The sequence below is a fragment of the Micromonospora sp. ZG13 genome (assembly GCF_059359355.1).
On record NZ_JCADBQ010000015.1, the window covers coordinates 36,296 to 57,091 of the forward strand.

At 75.9% G+C, this 20,796-nt stretch carries 15 protein-coding genes and 1 pseudogene; 4 read left to right on the forward strand and 12 right to left on the reverse strand.

Going from position 1 to position 20,796, the window contains the following annotated elements; translation table 11 throughout:
* Positions 1–35: 35 nt before the first annotated feature.
* A complete protein-coding gene (gene otsB, locus AC5L34_RS24210; RefSeq protein ID WP_441177114.1) occupies positions 36–2,597 on the forward strand; it encodes a trehalose-phosphatase in 2,562 nt (853 codons plus the stop codon).
* 51 nt (positions 2,598–2,648) lie between these two features.
* Here otsB and cobA read toward each other — a convergent pair whose 3' ends face one another.
* From cobA to cobC, 3 genes are read right to left on the reverse strand one after another with little or no spacing between them, the layout of a single operon-like run.
* A complete protein-coding gene (cobA, locus tag AC5L34_RS24215) occupies positions 2,649–3,944 on the reverse strand; it encodes a uroporphyrinogen-III C-methyltransferase (protein WP_441177030.1) in 1,296 nt (431 codons plus the stop codon).
* A gap of 37 nt (positions 3,945–3,981) precedes the next feature.
* Positions 3,982–5,073 carry a nicotinate-nucleotide--dimethylbenzimidazole phosphoribosyltransferase gene (cobT, locus tag AC5L34_RS24220; RefSeq protein ID WP_393399705.1) on the reverse strand — a complete coding sequence of 364 codons (1,092 nt, stop codon included), beginning with the start codon at positions 5,071–5,073 and terminating at the stop codon, positions 3,982–3,984.
* Positions 5,073–6,236: an Rv2231c family histidinol phosphate aminotransferase CobC gene (gene cobC, locus AC5L34_RS24225; protein ID WP_494827101.1), complete on the reverse strand. Its 1,164-nt coding sequence runs from the start codon at positions 6,234–6,236 to the stop codon at positions 5,073–5,075. Before cobC ends, cobT begins: the two co-directional genes overlap by 1 nt.
* 121 nt (positions 6,237–6,357) lie before the next feature.
* Here cobC and AC5L34_RS24230 point away from each other — a divergent pair, with 121 nt between their 5' ends.
* The gene (locus AC5L34_RS24230; RefSeq protein ID WP_441177032.1) at positions 6,358–8,490 is read left to right on the forward strand and encodes a transglycosylase domain-containing protein; all 2,133 of its coding nucleotides are present in this window, start codon (positions 6,358–6,360) and stop codon (positions 8,488–8,490) included.
* A 156-nt stretch (positions 8,491–8,646) separates the two neighbouring features.
* Here AC5L34_RS24230 and AC5L34_RS24235 read toward each other — a convergent pair whose 3' ends face one another.
* Positions 8,647–9,216 carry a GNAT family N-acetyltransferase gene (locus AC5L34_RS24235; protein WP_088998774.1) on the reverse strand — a complete coding sequence of 190 codons (570 nt, stop codon included), beginning with the start codon at positions 9,214–9,216 and terminating at the stop codon, positions 8,647–8,649.
* Complete coding sequence (locus AC5L34_RS24240) at positions 9,213–10,610, reverse strand: cobyrinic acid a,c-diamide synthase CobB (RefSeq protein WP_494827103.1); 1,398 nt, start codon at positions 10,608–10,610, stop codon at positions 9,213–9,215. Before AC5L34_RS24240 ends, AC5L34_RS24235 begins: the two co-directional genes overlap by 4 nt.
* Positions 10,611–10,850: 240 nt before the next feature.
* Here AC5L34_RS24240 and AC5L34_RS24245 point away from each other — a divergent pair, with 240 nt between their 5' ends.
* Complete coding sequence (locus tag AC5L34_RS24245; protein ID WP_494827105.1) at positions 10,851–11,678, forward strand: SURF1 family cytochrome oxidase biogenesis protein; 828 nt, start codon at positions 10,851–10,853, stop codon at positions 11,676–11,678.
* An 84-nt stretch (positions 11,679–11,762) separates the two neighbouring features.
* Here the strand turns inward: AC5L34_RS24245 and AC5L34_RS24250 are convergent, their stop codons facing one another.
* The 4 genes from AC5L34_RS24250 to AC5L34_RS24265 all read right to left on the reverse strand — a co-directional run bounded on the left by AC5L34_RS24250 (position 11,763) and on the right by AC5L34_RS24265 (position 15,941).
* Positions 11,763–13,346, reverse strand: coding sequence for an ATP-dependent DNA ligase (locus tag AC5L34_RS24250; RefSeq protein WP_441177036.1), 1,584 nt, complete (start codon positions 13,344–13,346; stop codon positions 11,763–11,765).
* Positions 13,347–13,465: 119 nt separating this feature from the next.
* Complete coding sequence (locus AC5L34_RS24255; protein ID WP_101412453.1) at positions 13,466–13,672, reverse strand: hypothetical protein; 207 nt, start codon at positions 13,670–13,672, stop codon at positions 13,466–13,468.
* A gap of 77 nt (positions 13,673–13,749) precedes the next feature.
* Positions 13,750–15,102 carry a dipeptidase gene (locus AC5L34_RS24260; RefSeq protein WP_441177115.1) on the reverse strand — a complete coding sequence of 451 codons (1,353 nt, stop codon included), beginning with the start codon at positions 15,100–15,102 and terminating at the stop codon, positions 13,750–13,752.
* A 215-nt stretch (positions 15,103–15,317) separates the two neighbouring features.
* On the reverse strand, positions 15,318–15,941 hold the full coding sequence (locus AC5L34_RS24265) for a uridine kinase family protein (protein WP_441177037.1): 624 nt from the start codon (positions 15,939–15,941) through the stop codon (positions 15,318–15,320).
* 215 nt (positions 15,942–16,156) lie between these two features.
* Between AC5L34_RS24265 and AC5L34_RS24270 the strand changes: the two genes are divergently transcribed.
* Positions 16,157–16,558 (forward strand): rhodanese-like domain-containing protein, encoded by a 402-nt coding sequence (locus AC5L34_RS24270; protein WP_441177116.1) that lies wholly within the window; start codon positions 16,157–16,159, stop codon positions 16,556–16,558.
* 258 nt (positions 16,559–16,816) lie between these two features.
* Here AC5L34_RS24270 and AC5L34_RS24275 read toward each other — a convergent pair whose 3' ends face one another.
* From AC5L34_RS24275 to ssb, 3 genes and pseudogenes are all read right to left on the reverse strand, one after another.
* A complete protein-coding gene (locus AC5L34_RS24275) occupies positions 16,817–18,361 on the reverse strand; it encodes a cobyric acid synthase (protein WP_441177038.1) in 1,545 nt (514 codons plus the stop codon).
* On the reverse strand, positions 18,358–19,389 hold the full coding sequence (locus AC5L34_RS24280) for a cobalamin biosynthesis protein (protein ID WP_441177039.1): 1,032 nt from the start codon (positions 19,387–19,389) through the stop codon (positions 18,358–18,360). The genes AC5L34_RS24275 and AC5L34_RS24280 overlap by 4 nt, the downstream gene beginning before the upstream one ends.
* Positions 19,390–19,790: 401 nt before the next feature.
* A pseudogene (ssb, locus tag AC5L34_RS24285) lies at positions 19,791–20,496 on the reverse strand (single-stranded DNA-binding protein); the annotation flags it as partial.
* Positions 20,497–20,796 lie beyond the last annotated feature (300 nt).

The window sequence follows — 20,796 nt, forward strand, 5'->3', positions numbered from 1 at the left end:
CCGCCAGCGAGATCGTCACCCCGGCGGCCGGCACGATGGACCCGGAGCTGCGCGCCGCCATCGGCCGCATCGCCCGGGTGCCCCAGCTTCTGATCGCCTGTGACTACGACGGCACCCTGGCGCCGATCGTGGAGGACCCGAGCAAGGCCGTGCCGCTGCCGGAGTCGGTGGCGGCCGTCCGGGCCCTGGCCGCCCTGCCCCAGACCACCGTGGCGGTGGTCTCCGGGCGGGCCCTGCGCGACCTCGCCGCGCTCTCCCGGCTGCCCAGCGAGGTCCACCTGGTCGGCAGCCACGGCTCCGAGTTCGACATCGGGTTCGTCGAGCGGCTCTCCCCCGAGCTGATCGCGGTCCGTACCCGGCTGCGCGACGCCCTGCGCGAGATCGCCTCGGCGCACCCGGGCATCCGGTTGGAGCGCAAGCCGGCGAGCGTCGCCGTGCACACCCGCGGGGTGGCCCCGCAGGTCGCGGCGGCCGTCATCGAGGCGGTCCGCAGTGGCCCCGCCACCTGGGACGACGTCACAGTCACCCAGGGCAAGGAGGTCATCGAGCTGTCGGTGGTCGCCACCCACAAGGGCACGGCCGTCGACCAGCTGCGCACCCAGCTCTCCGCCAGCGCGGTGCTCTTCATCGGCGACGACGTCACCGACGAGAACGCCTTCGGCAACCTGCACGGACCGGACGTCGGCATCAAGATCGGTCCCGGCGACACCAAGGCCGGCTACCGGGTCGCCGAGCCCATCGAGGCCGCCCGCGCCCTCGGCCTGCTGCTGGAGACCCGGCGGCACTGGCTCTTCGGCGAGCGGGCGGTCCCCATCGAGCGGCACTCGATGCTGGCCAACGGCCGGACGGTGGCCCTGCTCACCCCCGAGGCCAAGGTCACCTGGCTCTGCCACCCCAAGCCGGACTCGGCGGCGATCTTCGCCGACCTGGTCGGCGGCAGCCCGGCCGGGCACTTCAGCGTCGCCCCGGAGCGCGGCGGCATCCCGCTCGGCCAGCGCTACCGTTCGGGCACGATGACCGTCGAGACCCGGTGGTCGGGCCTGACCGTCACCGACTGGCTCGACAAGCCGGCCAGGGAGACCACGCCCGACGGCCCGGCCGTCGTCAGCGGCGACTCGACCCTGGTCCGGGTGCTGACCGGCTCGGGCCGGGCCCGGCTGGAGTTCGCGCCCCGGCCCGAGTTCGGCCAGGTCGCGGTGCAGTTGCAGCCGATCGGCGACGGCCTGCTGGTGCTCGGCTCCAACGAGCCGGTCGCGCTCTACTCCCCCGGTGTCGAGTGGCAGGTCAGCAACGACGGCGGCTACGAGACGGCGAAGGCGGTCGTCGACCTCTCCGCCGCCGGTGGGCAGGTCGTGCTGGAGCTGCGCTTCGGCACGCACAGCCTGGAACACCACCGGCTGCCGGTGCACGAGCGGCAGGCCCTGGCCGAGCAGCCGTGGAAGGACTGGGTGGCCACCCTGCGGCTGCCGAGCACCGCCCGGGACCTGGTGGTCCGCAGCGCGCTGACCCTGCGCGGGCTCTGCCACGAGGCCACCGGTTCGATCCTGGCCGCCGCGACCACGTCGCTGCCCGAGGAGCTGGGCGGCGTCCGCAACTGGGACTACCGCTACTGCTGGCTGCGGGACGCGGCGATGACCGCGCGTTCCCTGGTCGACCTGGGCTCGATCGAGGAGGCCGAGGCGCTGCTGCGCTGGGTCGACGGGTGCATCGAGCGCACCGGCGGGCACCCGGAGCGGCTGCACCCGCTCTACACGGTCGACGGCTACGAGCTGGGTGCCGAGGCGGTCATCGACACCCTGCCCGGCTACGCCGGCTCCCGGCCGGTGCGGGTCGGCAACCTCGCCAACCACCAGCTCCAGCTCGACGTGTTCGGGCCCATCGCGGACCTGATCGCGGCCGTCGCCGACGCCCGCGGCTCCGTACGCGAGGACGAGTGGCGGGTGCTCGACAACATGGTCGAGGCGGTCCGCCGCCGCTGGCACGAGCCCGACCACGGCATCTGGGAGGCCCGCCTCCCCCCGCGGCACCACATCTTCTCGAAGGTGATGTGCTGGATGACCGTCGACCGGGCGCTGCACGTCATGCGCCAGCACGGCGGCGAGGACCGCCCGGAGTGGGTGGAGCTGCGCGACCGCATCGGCGCCAACGTGCTGGAGTACGGCTGGCACGAGACCGTCGAGGCCTACAGCGTGGCGTACGGGGACGAGGACATGGACGCCTCGTCGCTGTGGATCGGGCTGTCGGGACTGCTCCCCGGCGACGACCCGCGCTTCCTCTCCACCGTGCTGCGGATCGAGGCGGATCTGCGCAGCGGCCCGGTCGTCTACCGCTACCACTGGGACGACGGCCTGCCCGGGCGCGAGGGCGGCTTCCACATCTGCACGGCGTGGCTCATCGAGGCGTACCTGCGCACCGGGCGGCGTACCGACGCCGAGGAGCTGTTCTCGCAGATGGTGGACACCGCCGGCCCGACGGGCCTGCTGCCCGAGCAGTACGACCCGATGGCCGAACGCGGGCTGGGCAACCACCCGCAGGCGTACAGCCACCTCGGTCTGATCCGCTGCGCGCTGCTGCTGGACAACATGCTCAAGCAGTGACCTGACCAGCGACGACGGCGGCCGGAGAGACTTCTCTCCGGCCGCCGTCACTCATTCCACGGGATCAGCCTGACCGCGCGGAGCGAGCGGGCTCCCCGGAGATCCCTCGGGACCAGCCCCGGCGAGGGCGTCGACCACGTCCCCGACGACCACCACCGCGGGCGGGCGCAGCCCCGCGGCGACCACGTCGACGGCCACCGCGCCGAGCGTGGAGCGCAGCACCCGCTGGGCCCCGGTGGTCGCCTCCTGCACCACGGCGGCCGGCGTCTGCGCCGGCCGGCCGTGCGCGACGAGCGTCGCGGTGATCGCCGCGAGGTTCTTCAGCCCCATCAGGACGACCAGCGTGCCGCGCAGTCCGGCCAGCGCGTCCCAGCGGACCAGGGAGGCCGGCGAGTCCGGCGCGACGTGCCCGGAGACCACGGTGAACTCGTGGGCCACGCCCCGATGGGTGACCGGGATGCCCGCCGCGGCCGGAGCCGCGATCGAGCTGGTCACGCCGGGCACCACGGTCACCGGCACACCGGCCGCCGCGCAGGCCAGCAGCTCCTCGCCGCCCCGGCCGAAGACGTACGGGTCGCCGCCCTTGAGCCGCACCACGGACCGGCCGGCGAGCGCCCGGTCCACCAGGATCCGGTTGATCTCCTCCTGGGCGCGGGACGGGCCGTAGGGGATCTTGGAGGCGTCGACCAGTTCGACGTCGGCGCGCAGCTCGTCGAGGAGCAGGCCGGGGACGAGCCGGTCGGCGACCACCACGTCGGCCTCGGTGAGCAGCCGCCAGCCCCGGACGGTGATCAGCTCCGGGTCCCCGGGGCCGGCGCCGACCAGCGCCACCCGCCCGGGCAGGGTGCCCGACGTCGTCCCCTCCGGCGCGGCGGGCGTCGACAGGGTGCCCTCGCGCACCTCCAGCAGGGCACGCACGGCGTCGCGGACGGCCATCGCCCGGCGCGGGTCGCCCCCGCCGAGCACCGCCACGGTCACCGGCCCGTGCCGGGTCACGGCCGGGGTCCAGGCGGTGGCGGCGGCACGGTCGTCGGCGCGTACGCAGAAGATGCGGCGCTCGGCGGCGGCGGCGCTGACCGACGCGGCGGCGAGCGGGTCGTCGATCGCGGCCTGCACCAGCCACGCGCCGTCCAGGTCGTCGGGGGCGAACCGGCGCGGCGCCCAGTGCAGCCGTCCCGCGTCGACGTGCGCGCGCAGCGCCGGGGTCAGCTCCGGCGCGACGAGCAGGACGTCCGCGCCGGCGTCGAGCAGGGCCGGCACCCGCCGGGTGGCCACCGCTCCCCCGCCCACCACGACCACCCGTCGGCCGGCGAGCCGCAGGCCCAGCGGGTACGGGTTGCCGCTCACGCCACCCTCCCGCCGCCGGGTGCGCTGGTTCGCCCGCTCACTTCTCGGCCACCCCCGCCGAGTCGAAGGTGGCGACCTCGTGCAGCACCCGGACCGCGCCGGTGACCACCGGCAGCGCGAGCAGCGCGCCGGTGCCCTCACCCAGGCGCAGCCCGAGGTCGATCAGCGGCTCCAGGCCCAGCCGGCGCAGCGCGACCGTGGCGCCCGGCTCGGCGGAGCGGTGCCCGGCCACCATGGCGGCCACGGCGTGCGGGGCGAACGCCGCCGCGGCGAGCGCCGCGGAGACCGCGATCACCCCGTCCAGCAGCACCGGCGTGCGGCGGGCGGCGGCGCCCAGGATCAGCCCGGCCAGCGCGGCGTGCTCCAGGCCGCCGACGGCGGCCAGCACGCCCAGCGGGTCGGCCGGGTCGGGGGCGTGCCGGCGCAGGGCGGCCCGCACGACGGCCACCTTGCGGGCGTACGTCGGGTCGTCGACCCCGGTGCCCCGGCCGGTCGTCTCCGCCGGGTCGATGCCGGCGAACGCGGCGATCAGGGCGGCGGCGGGTGTGGTGTTGCCGATGCCCATGTCGCCGGTGAGCAGGATGCCCGCACCGGCGTCGATCAGCTCGCCGGCCACCCGGATGCCGGTCTCGACGGCCGCGCGGGCCTCGTCGCGGGTCAGCGCGGCGGTCACCGCCAGGTCCCGGGTGCCGGCGCGGACGTTCGCCGCGACCAGCCGGGGCTCGTCGCGGGCCGGCCGGTCTCCGGCGTGCCCGCCCGGCGCGGCGACCGGCAGCGCGGTGGCCACGCCGACGTCGACCACGGTGACCGAGGCGCCGGCCTGCCGGGCGAACGCGTTGACCACCGCGCCGCCGGCGAGGAAGTTGCCGATCATCTGGGCGGTGACCTCCTGCGGCCAGGGCGTGACCCCCTGCGCGTGCACGCCGTGGTCACCGGCGAAGATCGCGACGGCGGCCGGCTCGGGCAGCGGCGGCGGGCAGTGCCCCGCCAGGCCGGCCAGGCGTACGGAGAGTTCCTCCAGGGCGCCGAGGGAGCCGGCAGGCTTCGTCAGCCGCCCCTGCAACTCCCGCGCGGCGGCCATGGCCGGCTCGTCGGGCGGCCGGATCGCCGCGATCGTGGTCTCCAGCATCACGCCTCCAGGATCTCTGCCAGTACCTCGGTGAACGCGTCGGTGGTGGCCCGGTCGCGTACGGCGACGCGCAGCCAGTCCGGGCCGAGACCGGGGAAGGTGTCGCCCCGGCGCACCGCCCAGCCGCGCCGCCGCAGGGCGAGCCGCACGTCGGCGGCCCCGGGCACGTGCACCAGCACGAACGCGCTGGCGGGTCGGCCGGCGACGCGTACGCCGGGCAGGGTCGACAGGCGGGCGACCAGGTGGTCGCGGTCGGCGGCGAGCCGGGCGGCGATGGCGCGCTCGGCCTCGACCGCGACGGGCGTGGCGCAGGCCGACGCGGCCGCCAGGGCCGGGGTGGAGACGGCCCAGAGCGGCTGGGCGGCGGCCAACCGCTCCAGCAGCGCGGCCTCGCCGAGCAGGTAGCCGATCCGCAGGCCGGCCAGTCCCCAGGTCTTGGTGAGGCTGCGGACCACCAGCAGGCCGGGCAGGTCCCGCCGCGCGGCCAGCGACTCCGGTTCGCCGGCCACGCCGGGGGCGACGGTGGTGTCGGCGAACGCCTCGTCGACGACCAGCACCCGGCCGGGCCGGGCCAGGGCGGCCAGGTCGGCGGCCGGATGCAGCACCGACGTGGGATTGGTCGGGTTGCCGATCATCACGAGGTCGGCGTCGGCGGGCACCCGGGCCGGGTCGAGCCGGAAGTCGTCGTCCGCGTCGAGCAGCACCCGCTCCACCCGGTGCCCGGCGGCGCGCAGCGCGGCCTCGGGCTCCGTGAACTGCGGATGCACCACCACCGGCCGGCGCACGCCGGTCAGCGCCCGGGCGAGCAGCACGAAGCCCTCGGCGGCACCGGCGGTGAGCAGCACCTCGGCGGGCGGGCGGCCGTGCCGGGCCGCGACGGCCGCGCGGGCCGGCCCCGGATCGGGGTACGCGGCGAGGTCGCCGAGCGCGGCGGTGATCGGGTCGGCCAGCCAGTCCGGCATCGCGTCGCGCCGCACGTTGACGGCGAGGTCGACCAGCCCCGGCCCCACCTCGGCGTCCCCGTGATGGGCGAGGTCCGGTCCGGCCTCGGGGCGGATGGCTTCGGCCCCGGGCCGGGCGGCTTCGGCCCCGGGCCCGGCTTGGGGTCCGGCCTCGGCTTCAGGCCCGCTTCCGGGGAGGGTCTCGGTCGGCTGACCACGCATGTCCGCGATCCTGCCGGGAAGGTGGCGCGCGGGACAGCGCATCCCGGCGTGGGCCGCATCACCACACGGGCGTTCATGAATATTTCTCAGGTACGAATCGGAAATGTCATAACTTGAGCGTGTGAGCAACCGACCCCTTGCTGCCGCTGGTCGTCTCGTTCCCCTCCTCCGCGCCGGACTGATCGCCGGCATCGTGGTCGCCGCCGTGGCGTACCCGGTGGCCGCCGCCACCGGCCTCGGCGCCAAGGTCACGGCGCACGCCATGGAACACAAGACCAAGATCCTCACCACCGCGTTGCCGGCCGAGACGTCGTACGTCTACGCCCCGGACGGCAAGACGGTGCTGACGATGTTCTACGAGGAGTACCGGCAGTACACGAAGCTGGCCGACATCTCGCCGAACATGCAGCAGGCGATCGTCGCCGCCGAGGACAACCGCTTCTACCAGCACCGGGGCGTCGACCCGAAGGGCGTCGCCCGCGCCTTCGTGGCGAACGCCCGCTCCAGCGGCGTCTCCCAGGGCGCCTCCACGCTCACCATGCAGTACGTCCGGATGGCACTGCGGGACAGCGCGAAGACGCCGAAGGAGGTGCAGGAGGCCACCCAGCAGACCAGCCTGCGCAAGGTCCGCGAGATGCGGATGGCGATGGACCTGGAGAAGGAGCTGAGCAAGGACCAGATCCTGGAGCGCTACCTCAACTCCGCGTACTTCGGGCACCGCGCGTACGGCATCTACGCGGCCAGCGAGATCTTCTTCTCCAAGGCCCCCAAGGACCTCAGCCCCGTCGAGGCGGCCACCCTCGCCGGCCTGGTCAAGTCCCCTTCCGAGTACGACCCGGCCAGCTCCGACCAGAAGGATGCCACCGGCCGGCGCAACTACGTGCTCGACCGGATGGCCCAACTCGGCTACCTCTCGCCGGACGCCGTCACGCAGGCGAAGTCCGAGCCGATCCGGCTCAAGCTGACGTACCCGCCGAACGACTGCGCCGCCGTGCCCGAGAAGTGGAACAGCTGGGGCTTCGCCTGCGACTACCTGAAGAACTGGTGGAGCGCGCAGCCCGCGTTCGGCGAGAACCGGCTGGAACGGATGGACAAGCTGCGCCGGGGCGGCTACCGGATCGTGCTCAGCATGGATCCCAAGATCCAGGAGGCGGCGGAGAAGAACGTCGGCGCCAAGGAGAACACCGGCAGCCCCTTCGCCAACGGCATCGTGGTCTCCGAGCCCGGCACCGGGCGGGTCAAGGCGATGGCGGTGAACCGGACGTACTCGCTGGACCTGAGCGAGAACGGGCAGAGCTCCAACCCCGAGGCCGGGCCGAACGTCAAGGCGAACTACCCGAACACCGTGGCGCCCCTGCTCGGTGGCGGCGACCTGCCGGGCTACCAGGCCGGCTCGACGTTCAAGATGTTCCCGATGCTGGCCGCGCTGAACGCGGGCATGCCGCTGTCCACCTCGTTCAACGCCCCGCACCGCTACCGCTCCGAGGTCTACGACGGCTGGGCGCCCTCCAACGCCAGCGGCGCGATGAGCGGCAACCAGACCATGTGGTCCGGCTTCGGCAAGTCGGTGAACACGTACTTCGTGTGGCTGGAGGAGCAGGTCGGCGCGGACAAGGCGGTCCATCTCGCCGAGCAGCTCGGGCTACGCTGGCGCACCGACGTCGACCGGGAGCAGGCGTCTCCGGCGAAGGTGAAGAAGTGGGGCGCGTTCACCCTCGGCGTCTCCGACGCCACGCCCCTGGAGATGGCCAACGCGTACGCCGCCATCGCCGCCGACGGCCGCTACTGCGAGGCGATCCCGGTGCAGGCGATCTACAACCGCGACGGCACGCCGACCACCTGGAAGACGGCCTCCGGGATCGAACGCGAGGTCGCCAAGCCGCGCTGCCGGCAGGTGGTCAACGCCGACGCGGCCCGCGCCGCCACCGACGCCGCGCGCTGCCCGACCGGCGACACCCCGGCCCGGGGAAGCTGCGGCGGCTGGTCGACCGCGGACAGCGTGCGGGGCACCGTCGGGCGCCCGGTGGCGGGCAAGACGGGCACCACCGACAGCACCCGGTCCGCCTGGTTCGTCGGCTACACCCCGGAGCTCGCGGCGGCCAGTTTCATCTCCGACCCGGACAACCCGTTCAACGCGGTCGGCGACGGCCAGTCGCAGATCCCGATCAAGGCGGTGGCGCAGACCCTCCGCGACGGCCTCAAGGGCCAGCCAACCCGCCAGTTCACCCCACCCTCGGACCGCATGGTCGGCTGAGCCGTGCCGGCCACGGTCGGAGGGGTGCCGGTCGCGGCGGCCACCGGAGGGCCACGGTCCCTCGTCCGGCCGCCGGGCCGCCCGCACCGGCCGCTCGGGCCGGGCGCGTCACCTGATCGCCGCGCCACCCGCGTCGGCCGCGCCGGCCGGGGCGCGTCAGCGGAGGTCGGCGGAGACGAGGGACCAGACCTCCAGGTCGACCCGGCCGCCCCGGACGAAGCCGGCGTTGCGGAGCAGGCCCTCGTAGCTGAAGCCACCCTTCTCCGCGACCCGGCGGGAGGCCAGGTTTCCGGGGGCGACCCGCAGCTCGACGCGCTGGAAGCCGTGTTCGAGGATCAGCGCGATGGCGAGCGCGTCGACCGCCTCGACCGCCAGGCCGAAGCCCCGGGCGTGCGCCGCCATCGCGTAGGAGACCTCCGTGCACCGGGCGCCCCAGTCGGTGCGCCGCGTCCACAGGCAGCCCACCACCCGGTCGTCCTCCCGGCGTACCACCGCGTAGTGGTCACCGTCGCCGCTGTCGCGTCGTTGCCGGGCCAGGTCGGTGCACCAGGCCAGCCCGTCGATCTGGCCGGAGGTGTCGGCCAGCGGCAGCCACCGCTGGGTCTGCCGGTCGCCGAAGACCTCGTCGGCCGCCGCCGCGTCGGCGGCGGTCAGCGCGCGTACCTCGGTGCGGGGCGTGGAGACCGTCAGCGCCGGGAAGCGCCGCACGGCCACCTGACCGATCACGCGGGCACCCCGTCCGGCCGGGCGGCCACGGGCTCGGCCGCCGCCGCGTCCGCGAGCCGGGCCGCCAGTCGCGGGTACGCCGCCCAGTGCAGGGTGAGCTGCGAGGCGTGCACGCCCCGCCAGACGAAGCCCTCGGGCGCCCCGCCGTCCCAACTCCACGCCGGCCGCGCCCCGGCGCGCGGGGTGAGCACCCCGCTGTGCTCCTTGTGCCCGGCCACCACCGTGCCCGCCGGGCCCACGAGGCTGTCCGTCAGCGCGGTCGCCGCCCGGTAGCCCACCACCAGGCCGTCACGGCGGGTGCCCACCGCGTCGAGCACGCCGCACATGGGCAGCCCGTCCAGTTCCCGGGCCAGCCAGAGCAGGCCGGCCCCCTCGGCGACGACGGGCCGCCCGGTGCGGGCCAGCTCGGCGACGGCGATGCAGAGCCGACGGTTGGCGGAGAGTTGCCCCGCGTACGACTCGGGCAGCCCGCCGCCGACGACCAGCGCGCCGGTGCCGGCGGGCAGCGCCTCGTCGTGCAGCGGGTCGACCGTCACCACCTCGGCGCCGGCCGCCCGCAGCAGCTCGACGGTCTCGGGATGGCTGTAGCTGCCGCCCGGCGTCCCGGCGACCGCGACGACGGGGCGTGGTCCGGCCGGCGGGCGCCCGGCACCTTCGCGCCCGGCCTCCGGCGTCCAGGGTGGCGCGGGCAGCGGCGGGGCGGAGCGGGCCAGACCCAGCAGCCGGTCCAGCTCGACGGTGGCGGCGACCGCCTCGCCGAGGCGGCGGACCGCGCGGGTGGCCTCGTCGGTGCGGGCCAGCGCTGGCACCGCCCCGTAGCGGCGGGCGGGCAGCACGGACGGCAGGTCCTGGCGGCGCAGCGCGCCGTAGACCGGTACGCCGATGTCGTCGAGCGCCTCACGCAGCAGCTCCTCGTGCCGGGAGGAGGCCACCCGATTGAGGATCACCCCGCCCAGCCAGAGCTGCTCGTCGTACGACCGGAAGCCGTGCACCAGGGCGGCCACCGACTGCCCCGTCGCGGCGACGTCGACCACCAGCACGACCGGGCTGCGCAGCGCGACGGCCACGGCGGCGGTCGACTCGCGCTCCGGGCGGCCGGCGAGGCTGTCGTACAGGCCCATGCTGCCCTGCACCACGGCGAGCCCGGCGCCGGCCGCGCCGTGGCCGACGAGCGGGACGATCCGGTCGGCGCCGACCAGCCGGGGGTCGAGGGTCCGCCCGGGGCGACCGGCGGCCAACCCGAGGTACGCGGCGTCGACCCGGTCGGGGCCGACCTTGAATCCGGCGACGTCGACGCCCCGGTCGGCGAAGGCGGCGAGCAGCCCGATCGCCAGCGCGTTCTTGCCGTGGCCGGAGGACGGTGCGCTGAGCACCAGGCGCGGCACGACGGTCATCATCGACTCCCTGCGGGGCGGCGGGGGACCTGCGGCGGGCCGACCGCGCGGTCCGCCCGCGTGACGATAGCCCAACCGACCGTCGGGTGGCCGCCGCCGAACGGGCATGCCGGCGGTGTCCCGCCGCCGCCGGGCGGACCCCGTCTGCGGTGTCGCGGCGGCGCCTGGCGGGTTCGGGCGTCGAGGTCCGGCCCGGAGGGGGCTGTCGCGGCGAGTGCCTCCGGTCACAGGGGTAGCCTCGTGTGTGTGTACCGGTTCCTGCTGACGCCTCGCTGGCTGGGCATTCTCGTGCTGACCCTGGTCGCCGCGGCGGTGATGGTGCTGCTCGGCAACTGGCAGCTGGACCGCTACCACAGCCGTACGGAGATCAACGAACGGATCGACGCCGGCCTGCGGATGGACCCGGTGCCGCTGCGCGACGTGCTGCCCGCCCCGACCGGCGGCAGCGGCACGGCCGGCCCCGCCCCCGCCGCGGAGAAGGCCTGGACCAAGGTCACCGTGACCGGCCGCTACGACCCGGCGAACGTGGTCCTGGTCCGGGGTCGCTCGGTGGATCGCACCGTCGGCTTCGAGGTGGTCACGCCGCTGGTGCTGGCCGACGGCACCGCCGTGCTGGTGGACCGGGGCTGGATTCCGCCGGCCCGGGGCGGCGACGCGACCGTCCAGCCGGACGTGCCGGCCCTGCCGTCCGGCGAGGTCACCGTGACGGGGCGGGTGCACCTGAGCGAGAGCGGCTCGGTCGCCGTCACCCGGCGCGACGGCAAGCTGGAGACCCGGCGCGTCGGCGTGCCCCGGCTCGCCCGCGAACTGCCCTACCCGGTGCACGGGGCGTACCTGCTGCTGGACGAGCAGTCCCCGGCTGCCGACCCGGTCTTCAAGGACGTACCGGTCGGATACACCAACAACTGGCAGAACTTCGGTTACGTCATGCAGTGGTGGATCTTCGCCGTGATGACCCTCTTCGGCTACGGCTGGGTGGCCCGCCGGGAGGCCCGCCGGCTGGCGGGCGTGGAGCCGAAGCGGCCCGTCGACCGGGCCGCCGAGCCCGCGCCGCAGGGCGCCGCCTGACCGGTCCCCCACGGGACACGGACGGCCCCCGCACGGGTACGCCGTCCCGTCTCACCCGGCGCGGATGCCGGGCGGCCCGCCGGCTCAGCCGGTGACGCGGCCGGCGTGGATGGCGCGTACGGCGTCGATGGTGTCGGCCTCCGCCGCCGTCTTGTCGTCGCGGTAGCGCAGCACCCGGGCGAAGCGCAGCGCCATCCCGCCCGGGTAGCGGGTGCTGGTCTGCACCCCGTCGAAGGCGATCTCGACCACCTGCTCGGGCCGGACCCGCACCACCCAGTCGCCGCGCTCGACGGCGAGGCCGAGGAAGCGCTCGGTCTGCCAGCGCAGCAGCTCGTCGGTGAGGCCCTTGAACGTCTTGCCGAGCATGACGAAGTCGCCGGTGCGCGGGTCGCGGGCGCCCAGATGCAGGTTGGACAGCCAGCCCTGACGCCGCCCGCTGCCCCACTCCACCGCCAGCACCACCAGGTCGAGGGTGTGCCGGGGCTTCACCTTCACCCAGGCCGCGCCGCGCCGGCCGGCGTCGTAGGGGGCGTCGGGCGCCTTCACGACGACTCCCTCCTGGCCGGCGTCGACGGCGGCGGCGAACGCCTCGCCGGCCGGCCCGGGGCCGTCGACCTCCACCCGGCCGACCAGCAGCGAGGCGTCGACGGCGGCGTCGAGCGCGGCCCAGCGATCCCGGCCGGGCCGGTCGACGAGGTCGTCGCCGTCGAGGTGCAGCAGGTCGAAGAAGTACGGCGTCAGCACCGTCTCGCCGGTGGTCTCGGCAGCCGCGCGCACGGCCGGGGCGACCGGGGCGCGGCCGGTGCCGCCCGCCGTGGTGCGCCGCGCCGCCCGGCTCGACGTCTGTTGGAAGGGCAGCGGCCGGCCCGTCTGGTCGAGCCCGATCGCCTCCCCGTCGAGCACCAGCTCGCGGGCGGGCAACGCCCGCACGGCGGCGACCACCTCCGGCACGCGGGCGGTGATGTCGTCCAGGCTGCGGGTGAACACGGCGATGTCGTCGCCCGAACGGTGGACCTGGATCCGGATGCCGTCGAGCTTGACGTCGACCACGGCGGGGGTGCCGGTGGCCGTGAGCGCCTCGTCGACCGACGGCGCGCTCTGCGCCAGCATCGGCGCGAGCGGGCGGCCGACCTGGAGGCCGAAGGCGGCCAGCGCCGCCGCGCCCCCGTCGAGCGCGGCGACCGCGACCGCGCGCAGGTCGCCGGCGAGCAGCAGCGCCCGGCGTACGGCGGCGACCGGCACCTCGGCGGCCCAGGCCACCGCGTCGGCGAGCAGGCCCGCCTGCGCGCCCTGGCGCAGCTCGCCGCTGAACAGCCCGGTGAGCAGCCGCTGTTCGTCGGCGGTGGCGGCGGCGAAGAGCGCGCCGAGCAGCTCCCGGCGGCGGGCCTGGGAGCCCGGCCCGTGCACGGACGCGATCTCGTCGATGGCCGCGTCGACGGCGGCCACGGTCAGGGTCGGCTCGGCGGCCGGCGGCGGCAGGTCACGCAGGCTCGCCCAGCCCACCCCGGTCTGCCGCTGACGCAGCTCACCGGCCAGCCAGCCGGCACCCGCCGGCACCTCGGGCGGGTCGAGCGCCCGCAGCGCGGCGGCGAGCAGCTCCACCTTGGCCCGCCGGGCCCGGGTGGCGCCGACTGCGGCGGAGGTGGCTGCCAGGTCGAGGAACCGCACGGCTCCATCCTGCCAGCCACCCCCGACACGACCCCGGCATTGCCGTGCCCGGGTTCCCACCGGCCTGCCCCGCCGCCTGCGACGCGCCGAGAACGTCGGCCCGTCGGGCAGCGGGCGGGTCAGGCCGAGACGGGCTCCTCGATGCGCAGGCCGCGGGCGCGGATCTCCTCGGCGACCCGGGAGAGCACCGTGTCGAGCGCGACCAGCGCCGCCGACAGGTCACCGAGCTGTTCCTTGAGCGTGTCCTCGGGCCACGCGGAGACGTCGACGTCCCCCAGTGCGCTGACGGCGGCCTCGAGCCGGCCCATCACCTCGTTCGTACGCATGTTCGAGAGGCTATAACAACCCCACGGGCGACACACCGCAAACTCCCACATCGACCCGGAAGTTACGGTTCCGACACCTACCGTCCGTCGACGACCGCCTCGGCCACGTTCCTGAGCAGCAGGGCCTCGGCCAGGCAGACCCGGCCGAACTCCCCGAGGTGCAGGCTCTCGTTCGGGCCGTGCGCCCGGGCGTGCGGGTCCTCCACGCCGGTCACCAGGATCGCCGCGCGCGGGAACATCTCCTGGAAGGTGGCGATGAACGGGATCGAGCCGCCGATGCCGAGGTCCACCGGGTCGGTGCCGTCCCAGGCGGTCCGGAACGCCGAGCGGGCCGCGTCGAACATCGGGCCGGACGCGTCGATGACGCACGGGTCGCCGTCGTGCTCGAAGGTGAGCGTCACCTGGGCACCCCAGGGGGCGTGCTTCTCCAGGTGGGCGCGCAGGGCCGCGTACGCCCGCTTCGGGTCGTCGCCCGGCGCCAGCCGTACGCTCAGCTTGGCCTTGGCGGTCGGCACCAGCGCGTTCGGCGCCTCCCCGGTGGCCGGGGCGTCGATGCCGAGCACCGCCAGCGCGGGCTTGGTCCAGAGCCGGTCGGTGATCCGCCCGGTGCCGATGAGGCTCACGCCCTCGGCCAGCCCGGCCTCGGCGCGGAACCGGTCCTCGGGGTAGTCGACGCTCGCGCCCTCCCGGGCGGCCAGCCCGTCGACCGCCACGTCGCCGGCGTCGGTGTGCAGGGTCGCCAGCAGCCGCGCCAGGGCGGTCAGCGCGTCCGGCACGGCGCCGCCGTACATGCCGCTGTGCACGGCGTGGTCGAGGGTGCGCACCTCCACGAAGCAGTTGACGATGCCGCGCAGGGAGGTGGTCAGCGCCGGTACGCCGATGTCCCAGTTGGCGGAGTCGGCGATGACGATGACGTCCGAGGCGATCTCGTCGCGGTGCTCGGCGAGCAGCCGCTCCAGCGAGTCGGAGCCGTACTCCTCCTCGCCCTCGATGAAGAGCACCACGCCGACCGGCAGCGCGTCACCGTACGCGCGCAGCGCCGCCACGTGCGCCATGATGCCGGCCTTGTCGTCGGCGGCGCCCCGGCCGTAGAGCCGGCCGTCCCGCTCCACCGGCTCGAACGGGTCCGACTCCCACAGCGTCAGGTCGCCGACCGGCTGCACGTCGTGGTGGGCGTAGAGCAGCACCGTCGGCGCCCCGGGCGGGGCCGCCTTCCTGCCCATGACCGCCGGCTGGCCGCCGGAGCGCACGATCTCGACGTCGAGCCCGCAGCCGCGCAGCAGTTCGGCAACCGCCTCGGCGGAGCGCTCCACGTGCGAGTGGTCGAAGCCCTCGAACGCGATGCCGGGGATGCGGACGAGACGTTCCAGGTCGGCGCGGACGCCGGGCATCTCCCGCTCGACGGCGGCCCGGACCTCGGACTCGGACATGATCGGTGTGGTCATGACCGGCATCGTATGCCGGCCTTACCGACCGCACCGCCCGAGCCCGCCGCGACGGCTCGTCCCCGGGCCGCCCGCCGACGCGGCGACCTGGCTCCCGGCCGCCCGCCGACGCGGCGACCTGGCTCCGGACGGCCGACGGCGCACGGCGACCTCGCTCCCGGACGGCCGACGGCGCCCGTGGTCACCCGCCGCCGACGGCCTCAGCGGCGGCGGACGTAGTAGCGGGCGGCATCGTGCGGCAGGCCCGGGGCGCCGTCGACCACCAGGTCCGCGCGCGCCTCGGTGCCGTCGGCGGCGAAGTGCGCCCGCTCCCCGAGGTGCCAGCGGCGCAACTCCGGCAGGATCGCCCGGCCGTCGCGCTCCAGCGCCCGGGCCAGCCGCAGCGGCGCCGGGGCGGTGACGAAGACGGCCAGGGTGAGGTCCGCGGCGACCGCTGCCCGCGCCGCGCTCACGCCCTCGACGAGGAGCACCGGCGCGACCGGGACCGGCACCGGACGCGGCAGGAAACTTCGCCGCACCCAGCTGTACCGGCGGTACGCCCCCGGCCGCCCGGCGCGCAGCGGCCCGAGCACCCACTCCTCCAGCCGGGGCCAGAAGGTGAGCTGGTCGTCCCAGCCGTCCAGCAGGTCGTCGGTGTGCACCACCGGCACCGGACCACCGCCGGGCAGGGCGGCGAGGGCGTCCGCGAGCCGCGCCGCGAACGCGCTCTTGCCCGCGCCGCTCGGCCCGTCCACCGCCACCAGCCGGGTCCGTCCCAACCGCGCCGGCCCGGCGAGCACCCGCCGGGCCAGCCGGTCGTACGCCTCGATCACCGCCACCGCCACGTGGCCGACGGTAACCAGCCCCGGATGCCCGACCACCGCGCGGGTCGGAAGCGCGTCGGCGCAGCCGTCGGTCCGCTGACGTGGGCGGCCCGGCGTGCCCGTCCGGGCGCTCCGATCGGGGGTCGCCCGAACGAGCGGTCGTCGGCTGGGCCGGGGCCATTCGTCGGGCGGAGCCCGGAACGGGGCGGGATGATCTGCTGGTGTCCCACAGCGTGATGAGTCCGGGCGTCGACGCCCTCCTGGAACAGGCCCGCGCCGGGGTACGCCGGCTGACCCCGCACCAGACCGTCGAGGCGGTCCGTACCGGCGCGTTGCTGGTCGACACCCGCACCGACGCACAGCGGCGGGAGCAGGGCGACCTCCCCGGCGCCATCGTGATCGACCGGACGGTGCTGGAATGGCGGCTCGATCCGGCCAGCGCCTGGCGGATACCCGAGGCCACCGGGTACGACCAGCGCATCGTGGTGGTGTGCCGCCAGGGCTACAGCTCCAGCCTCGCCGTGGCGAGCCTGCGGGCGCTCGGGCTGCACCACGCGACCGACATGATCGGCGGCGTACAGGCGTGGCGCGAGGCGGGACTGCCCATGTCCGACCGCCCCGCCGACATCCGCCCCTGAGCCCACCGCCCTGCCCCCTCACCCCACACCGTGCGCCCCCGCGCCGCGCGCCCGGCGCGCCCCGCAGCCCGCAGCCCGCAGCCAATGATCAAGAGGTTTGCGCCCTGATCCGGGGTTCCACAGGACGCAAACCTCTTGATCACTCCGGCGGGACGCGGCACGCGCCACGCGGGTGCGCGCGGGGCACGCGGGTGCGCGCGGGGCACGCGGGCGCGCGCGGGGCACGCGGGCGCGGGTGGGGCGGCGGGGTGGGGTGGGTCAGGGGGTTCCTGGGGCTCCGGGTGGGATGAAGGGGAGGGTGGCGGGCGGGCCGGACTCGACGAGACGCCAGAGGGCTTCGGTGTCGAGGTGCTCCTCGACCAGGTCGCCGAGCAGGTCCAGGGAACGCTCGCGGACGGCGGCGAAGGTCGTGTCGGGGGCCACCGTGAAGCCGGTCCGGCCGGCGAGCCGGGCCACCTCGGTCAGGAAGCGGCGGCGGAACCCGTCGGACTCGAAGGCCCCGTGCCAGTGGGTGCCGTGCACGGCACCCAGCACCGCCCCCTCGCCGCCGCCGTCCGCACAGGTCAGCAACGGGGTCAGCGCCGGGTCGGCGTGGGAGACGTACCCGTGGTGGATCTCGTAGCCGCGGACGGGGACGTCGCCGCCGACGGTGCCGGTCGACTGGCGGACGGTCTTGTGCGGGTCGAAGGTGACCTCGATCGGCAGCAGGCCCAGCCCCGGTACGCTCCCCTGCCGGCTCTCCACGGGGTCGTGGATCGCGCGGGCCAGCATCTGGAAGCCGCCGCAGATGCCGAGCAACGGCCTGCCCGCCGCCGCGTGCGCCAGTACGGCGTCGGCCAGGCCGGTCTGCCGCAGCCAGGCCAGGTCGGCCACGGTCGACTTCGAGCCGGGCAGTACGACCAGGTCGGCGGCGGCCAGTTCGGCGGGCTCGACGGTCAACCGGACCCGTACGCCCGGCTCGGTGGCGAGCGCCTCGACGTCGGTGGCGTTGCTGATCCGGGGCAGCCGGACCACGGCCACGTCCAGCCAGTCGGTGCCGCGCGGGGCGGCCGGTCGGCCGAGCACCCGGCCGTACGCGAGCGAGTCCTCCGCGTCGAGCCAGAGGTCGAGCGCCCAGGGCAGCACCCCGTACGTGGGGCGACCGGTGACCTGACGCAGCATGTCCAGCCCCGGCCGGAGGAGCCCGAGGTCGCCCCGGAACTTGTTGATCACGAAGCCGGCGATCAGCGCCTGGTCGGCCGGGTCCAGCAGGGCGAGGGTGCCGAACATCGAGGCGAAGACCCCGCCCCGGTCGATGTCGCCGACCACGATCGTGGGCAGGTTGGCGTGCCGGGCCAGGCCCATGTTGACGTAGTCGCCGGCCCGCAGGTTGATCTCCGCCGGGCTGCCGGCCCCCTCGCAGACCACCACGTCGTACGCGGCCCGCAACTCGGCGAGCGCCGCGTACGCCGTCTCGGCGAGCCGGGGCCGCAACTCGCGGAAGTTGCCGGCGGTGACCGTGTCGACCGCCTCGCCGAGCAGCACCACCTGGCTGGCCAGATCGCTGCCGGGCTTGAGCAGCACCGGGTTGAACCGCAGGTCGGGGGCGAGGCCACAGGCGGCGGCCTGCATCGCCTGGGCTCGCCCGATCTCGCCGCCCCGGCCGTCCGGGCCGACGACGACGGCCGAGTTGTTGGACATGTTCTGCGCCTTGAACGGCGCCACCTTCACGCCCCGGCGGTGCAGCCAGCGGCAGATGCCGGCGGTGAGCACGCTCTTGCCGGCGTCGGAGGTGGTGCCGGCGACCAGCAGGCCGCCGCTCACCGGTGGCTCCCGAGCCCGGCCGTACCCGCGCCGCCGCCGACGCCGCCCCGCCCGAGGATGGTGCGGCCGAGGGCGCCCGCCAGCCGCCCGAGCGTGAGTGGGTAGGCGGCGGCCAACCCGAGCGCGGCCAGCCCGACCGCGCCGGAGATCCGGGCGGCCCGCTTGAGGTGCCGCGCCTCGGGCCGGGGCCCGTCGCCGAGGAACGGGCGCACCTCGGAGCGGCCGAAGTAGACGTTGCGCCCGCCCAGCCGTACGCCGAGGGCGCCGGCCATCGCCGCCTCGCACTGCCCGGCGTTCGGGCTGGGATGGTCGTTGCGGTCCCGGCGCCACACGTGCAGCGCGCGTTCCCGGTCGCCGTGCGCGGTGGGCGCGACCGCGATGGTGAGCAGGCCCGTCAGCCGCGCGGGCACCAGGTTGAGCAGGTCGTCGAGGCGGGCGGCGGGGGTGCCGAACCGGGCGTACCGAGGCGAGCGGTGGCCCACCATCGCGTCGAGCGTGTTCGCCGCGCGGTAGCCGAGCAGGCCGGGCAGCCCCGCGACGGCGCCCCACAGCAGCGGGGCGACGACCGCGTCCGAGGTGTTCTCGGCGAGCGACTCGACGGTGGCGCGGGCCAGCTCGGGCTCGTCGAGCGCGGACGGGTCCCGGCCACAGAGGTGGCCGAGCCGTTGCCGGGCGGCCGGGAGGTCGCCCGCGCGCAGCGCACGCCCCATGACGGTGGCCTCGTGCCGCAGCGTACGCCCGCCGAGCACGGTCCAGGTGCCGGCGGCGACCAGCGCGGCCCGGGCCACCGGCCGGCGGCGGGTGGCGACCGTCGCGGCCACCCCGAGCAGCACCGGCGCGCCGACGGCCAGCGCGGTGAACGCCGTTCCGGCCAGCCGGTCCGGGCGGTACATCCGCCGTTCAAGGGCCCCGGCGGTGCGGCCGAAGCCGGCCACGGGGTGGTACCGACGGGGGTCGCCGAGGAGCGCGTCGAGGGCGTACCCCGCGACCAGTCCCGCCGCGGTCGCCACCGGCGTCGCCTGTCGCACCCGCCACCACCTCCGGCCGGCCAGCCTAGCCGAGCGCCCACCCGTCCCCGGCCGAACACCCGACCATCCGCGTCCCGTCCGTCGGCGCCCGGCGGCGTCCGACCGCGCCGGGTAGCGCCGCACCGGTCACCCGCCCGCCCCTCCCCGACGGCCCGGTCGTCCGCCGAAGCACCGCGGGCGACACGCGGGGTGACGACGGCACCGCCGCGCCACCCCGCCCCCGTCGTGCCACCCGGGTGCGGACGGTCACGCGGGCTGCGGCACCCGCCCCCGGCCCCGCCGGCCACGACCGGCCGGAGAGCCGCCCGCCTCGGCCGCGTCAGCCTCCTCGGCCGACAGGTCCGAGGGGCCCGGCAGGCCCGAGGGGCCCGCCTCCCCCGCCGCCGCGTCGCGCCCACCACCCCGGGCACCCGGTACGTCCCCCGCCGAGCCGGGCTCCGACGTCGAGCCGGGCTCGGGCACCGACCCGGACCCGGGCGTCGGGTCGTCGCCCTCCGGCCGCGGGTCGTGAGGCTCCTCGCCGTGGGAGTCGTCCGCCGGCTCGTCGAAGGGGTCGAGGGAGTTGTCGACGGTCGGCAGGACGCGTCCGGCCGGGAACGCGCCGAAGTCGGGGTCGAAGTCGTCGTCGAGCGGCCGGCGGTCGGGCAGGACGGGGGCCTCCTCGTCCGGCACCGGCTCGGTCGCCTCGCCGTGCACCCGGTGCTCGGCCTCGGCGTCCTCGACGGTGCTGGTCGTCATCGTCGGCCGGTTGCGCTGGAACCGGCTGCGGCCCCGGGACAGGTCGTGGCCGACGGCGACGGCCTCCAGCTCGTAGAGCGAACGGTGGTTGCCGGCGTCGTCGGTCCAGTCGCGGGTGTAGAGCCGGCCACAGACCACCACCGGGTCGCCGACCATCACGGAGGCGGCCACCCCCTCGGCGAGCTTGCGCCAGCAGTTGACCCGGACGCGCAGGCTGTTGCCGTCGACCCAGCGCCCGCTGTCGCGGTCGAGGCGGCGGGCGGTCGAGGCGACCTTGAAGTTGGCCACCAGGGTGTTGCTCTGGGTGGTGCGACGCCATTCCGGCGCGGTCAACACGTTGCCCACGATCGTGACGTAGGTGTCGAACATCGTCCCTCCAGGGGGAGATCGGGCTTGCCACGGCGAGTCGACTCGGTGCCGAGCCTGGGCCCTCGGCGCGGGGGCGCGCCAGCACCGCGCGTCGACCTGTGGACAACCGGACCGCCTGTGGACAAGAACCTGATCAAGATCCCGGTGTGCTAGGGCCGGTCGGCCCTGGGGAGCCCGCGCGATCGGTCCGATGATCTGGAGGCGGGCCGCCCTGCCGGCGACGGCCGCAGCACCAGGCCCCGCCGTGCGGCGGGAGCGCAGCCAGAACCGGCGGCGGCCGGGCGTCCGCGCCCGGGGTGA

What these genes read in the sequence shown, in the direction of transcription:
- AC5L34_RS24255 (WP_101412453.1), bottom strand. Translation starts at nt 13,672, where the DNA reads ATGCGTACGAACGAGGTGATGGGCCGGCTCGAGGCCGCCGTCAGCGCA.
- cobT (WP_393399705.1), bottom strand. Translation starts at nt 5,073, where the DNA reads ATGCTGGAGACCACGATCGCGGCGATCCGGCCGCCCGACGAGCCGGCC.
- AC5L34_RS24260 (WP_441177115.1), bottom strand. Translation starts at nt 15,102, where the DNA reads ATGTCCGAGTCCGAGGTCCGGGCCGCCGTCGAGCGGGAGATGCCCGGC.
- AC5L34_RS24270 (WP_441177116.1), top strand. Translation starts at nt 16,157, where the DNA reads ATGAGTCCGGGCGTCGACGCCCTCCTGGAACAGGCCCGCGCCGGGGTA.
- cobC (WP_494827101.1), bottom strand. Translation starts at nt 6,236, where the DNA reads ATGCGTGGTCAGCCGACCGAGACCCTCCCCGGAAGCGGGCCTGAAGCC.
- otsB (WP_441177114.1), top strand. Translation starts at nt 36, where the DNA reads ATGGACCCGGAGCTGCGCGCCGCCATCGGCCGCATCGCCCGGGTGCCC.
- AC5L34_RS24240 (WP_494827103.1), bottom strand. Translation starts at nt 10,610, where the DNA reads ATGACCGTCGTGCCGCGCCTGGTGCTCAGCGCACCGTCCTCCGGCCAC.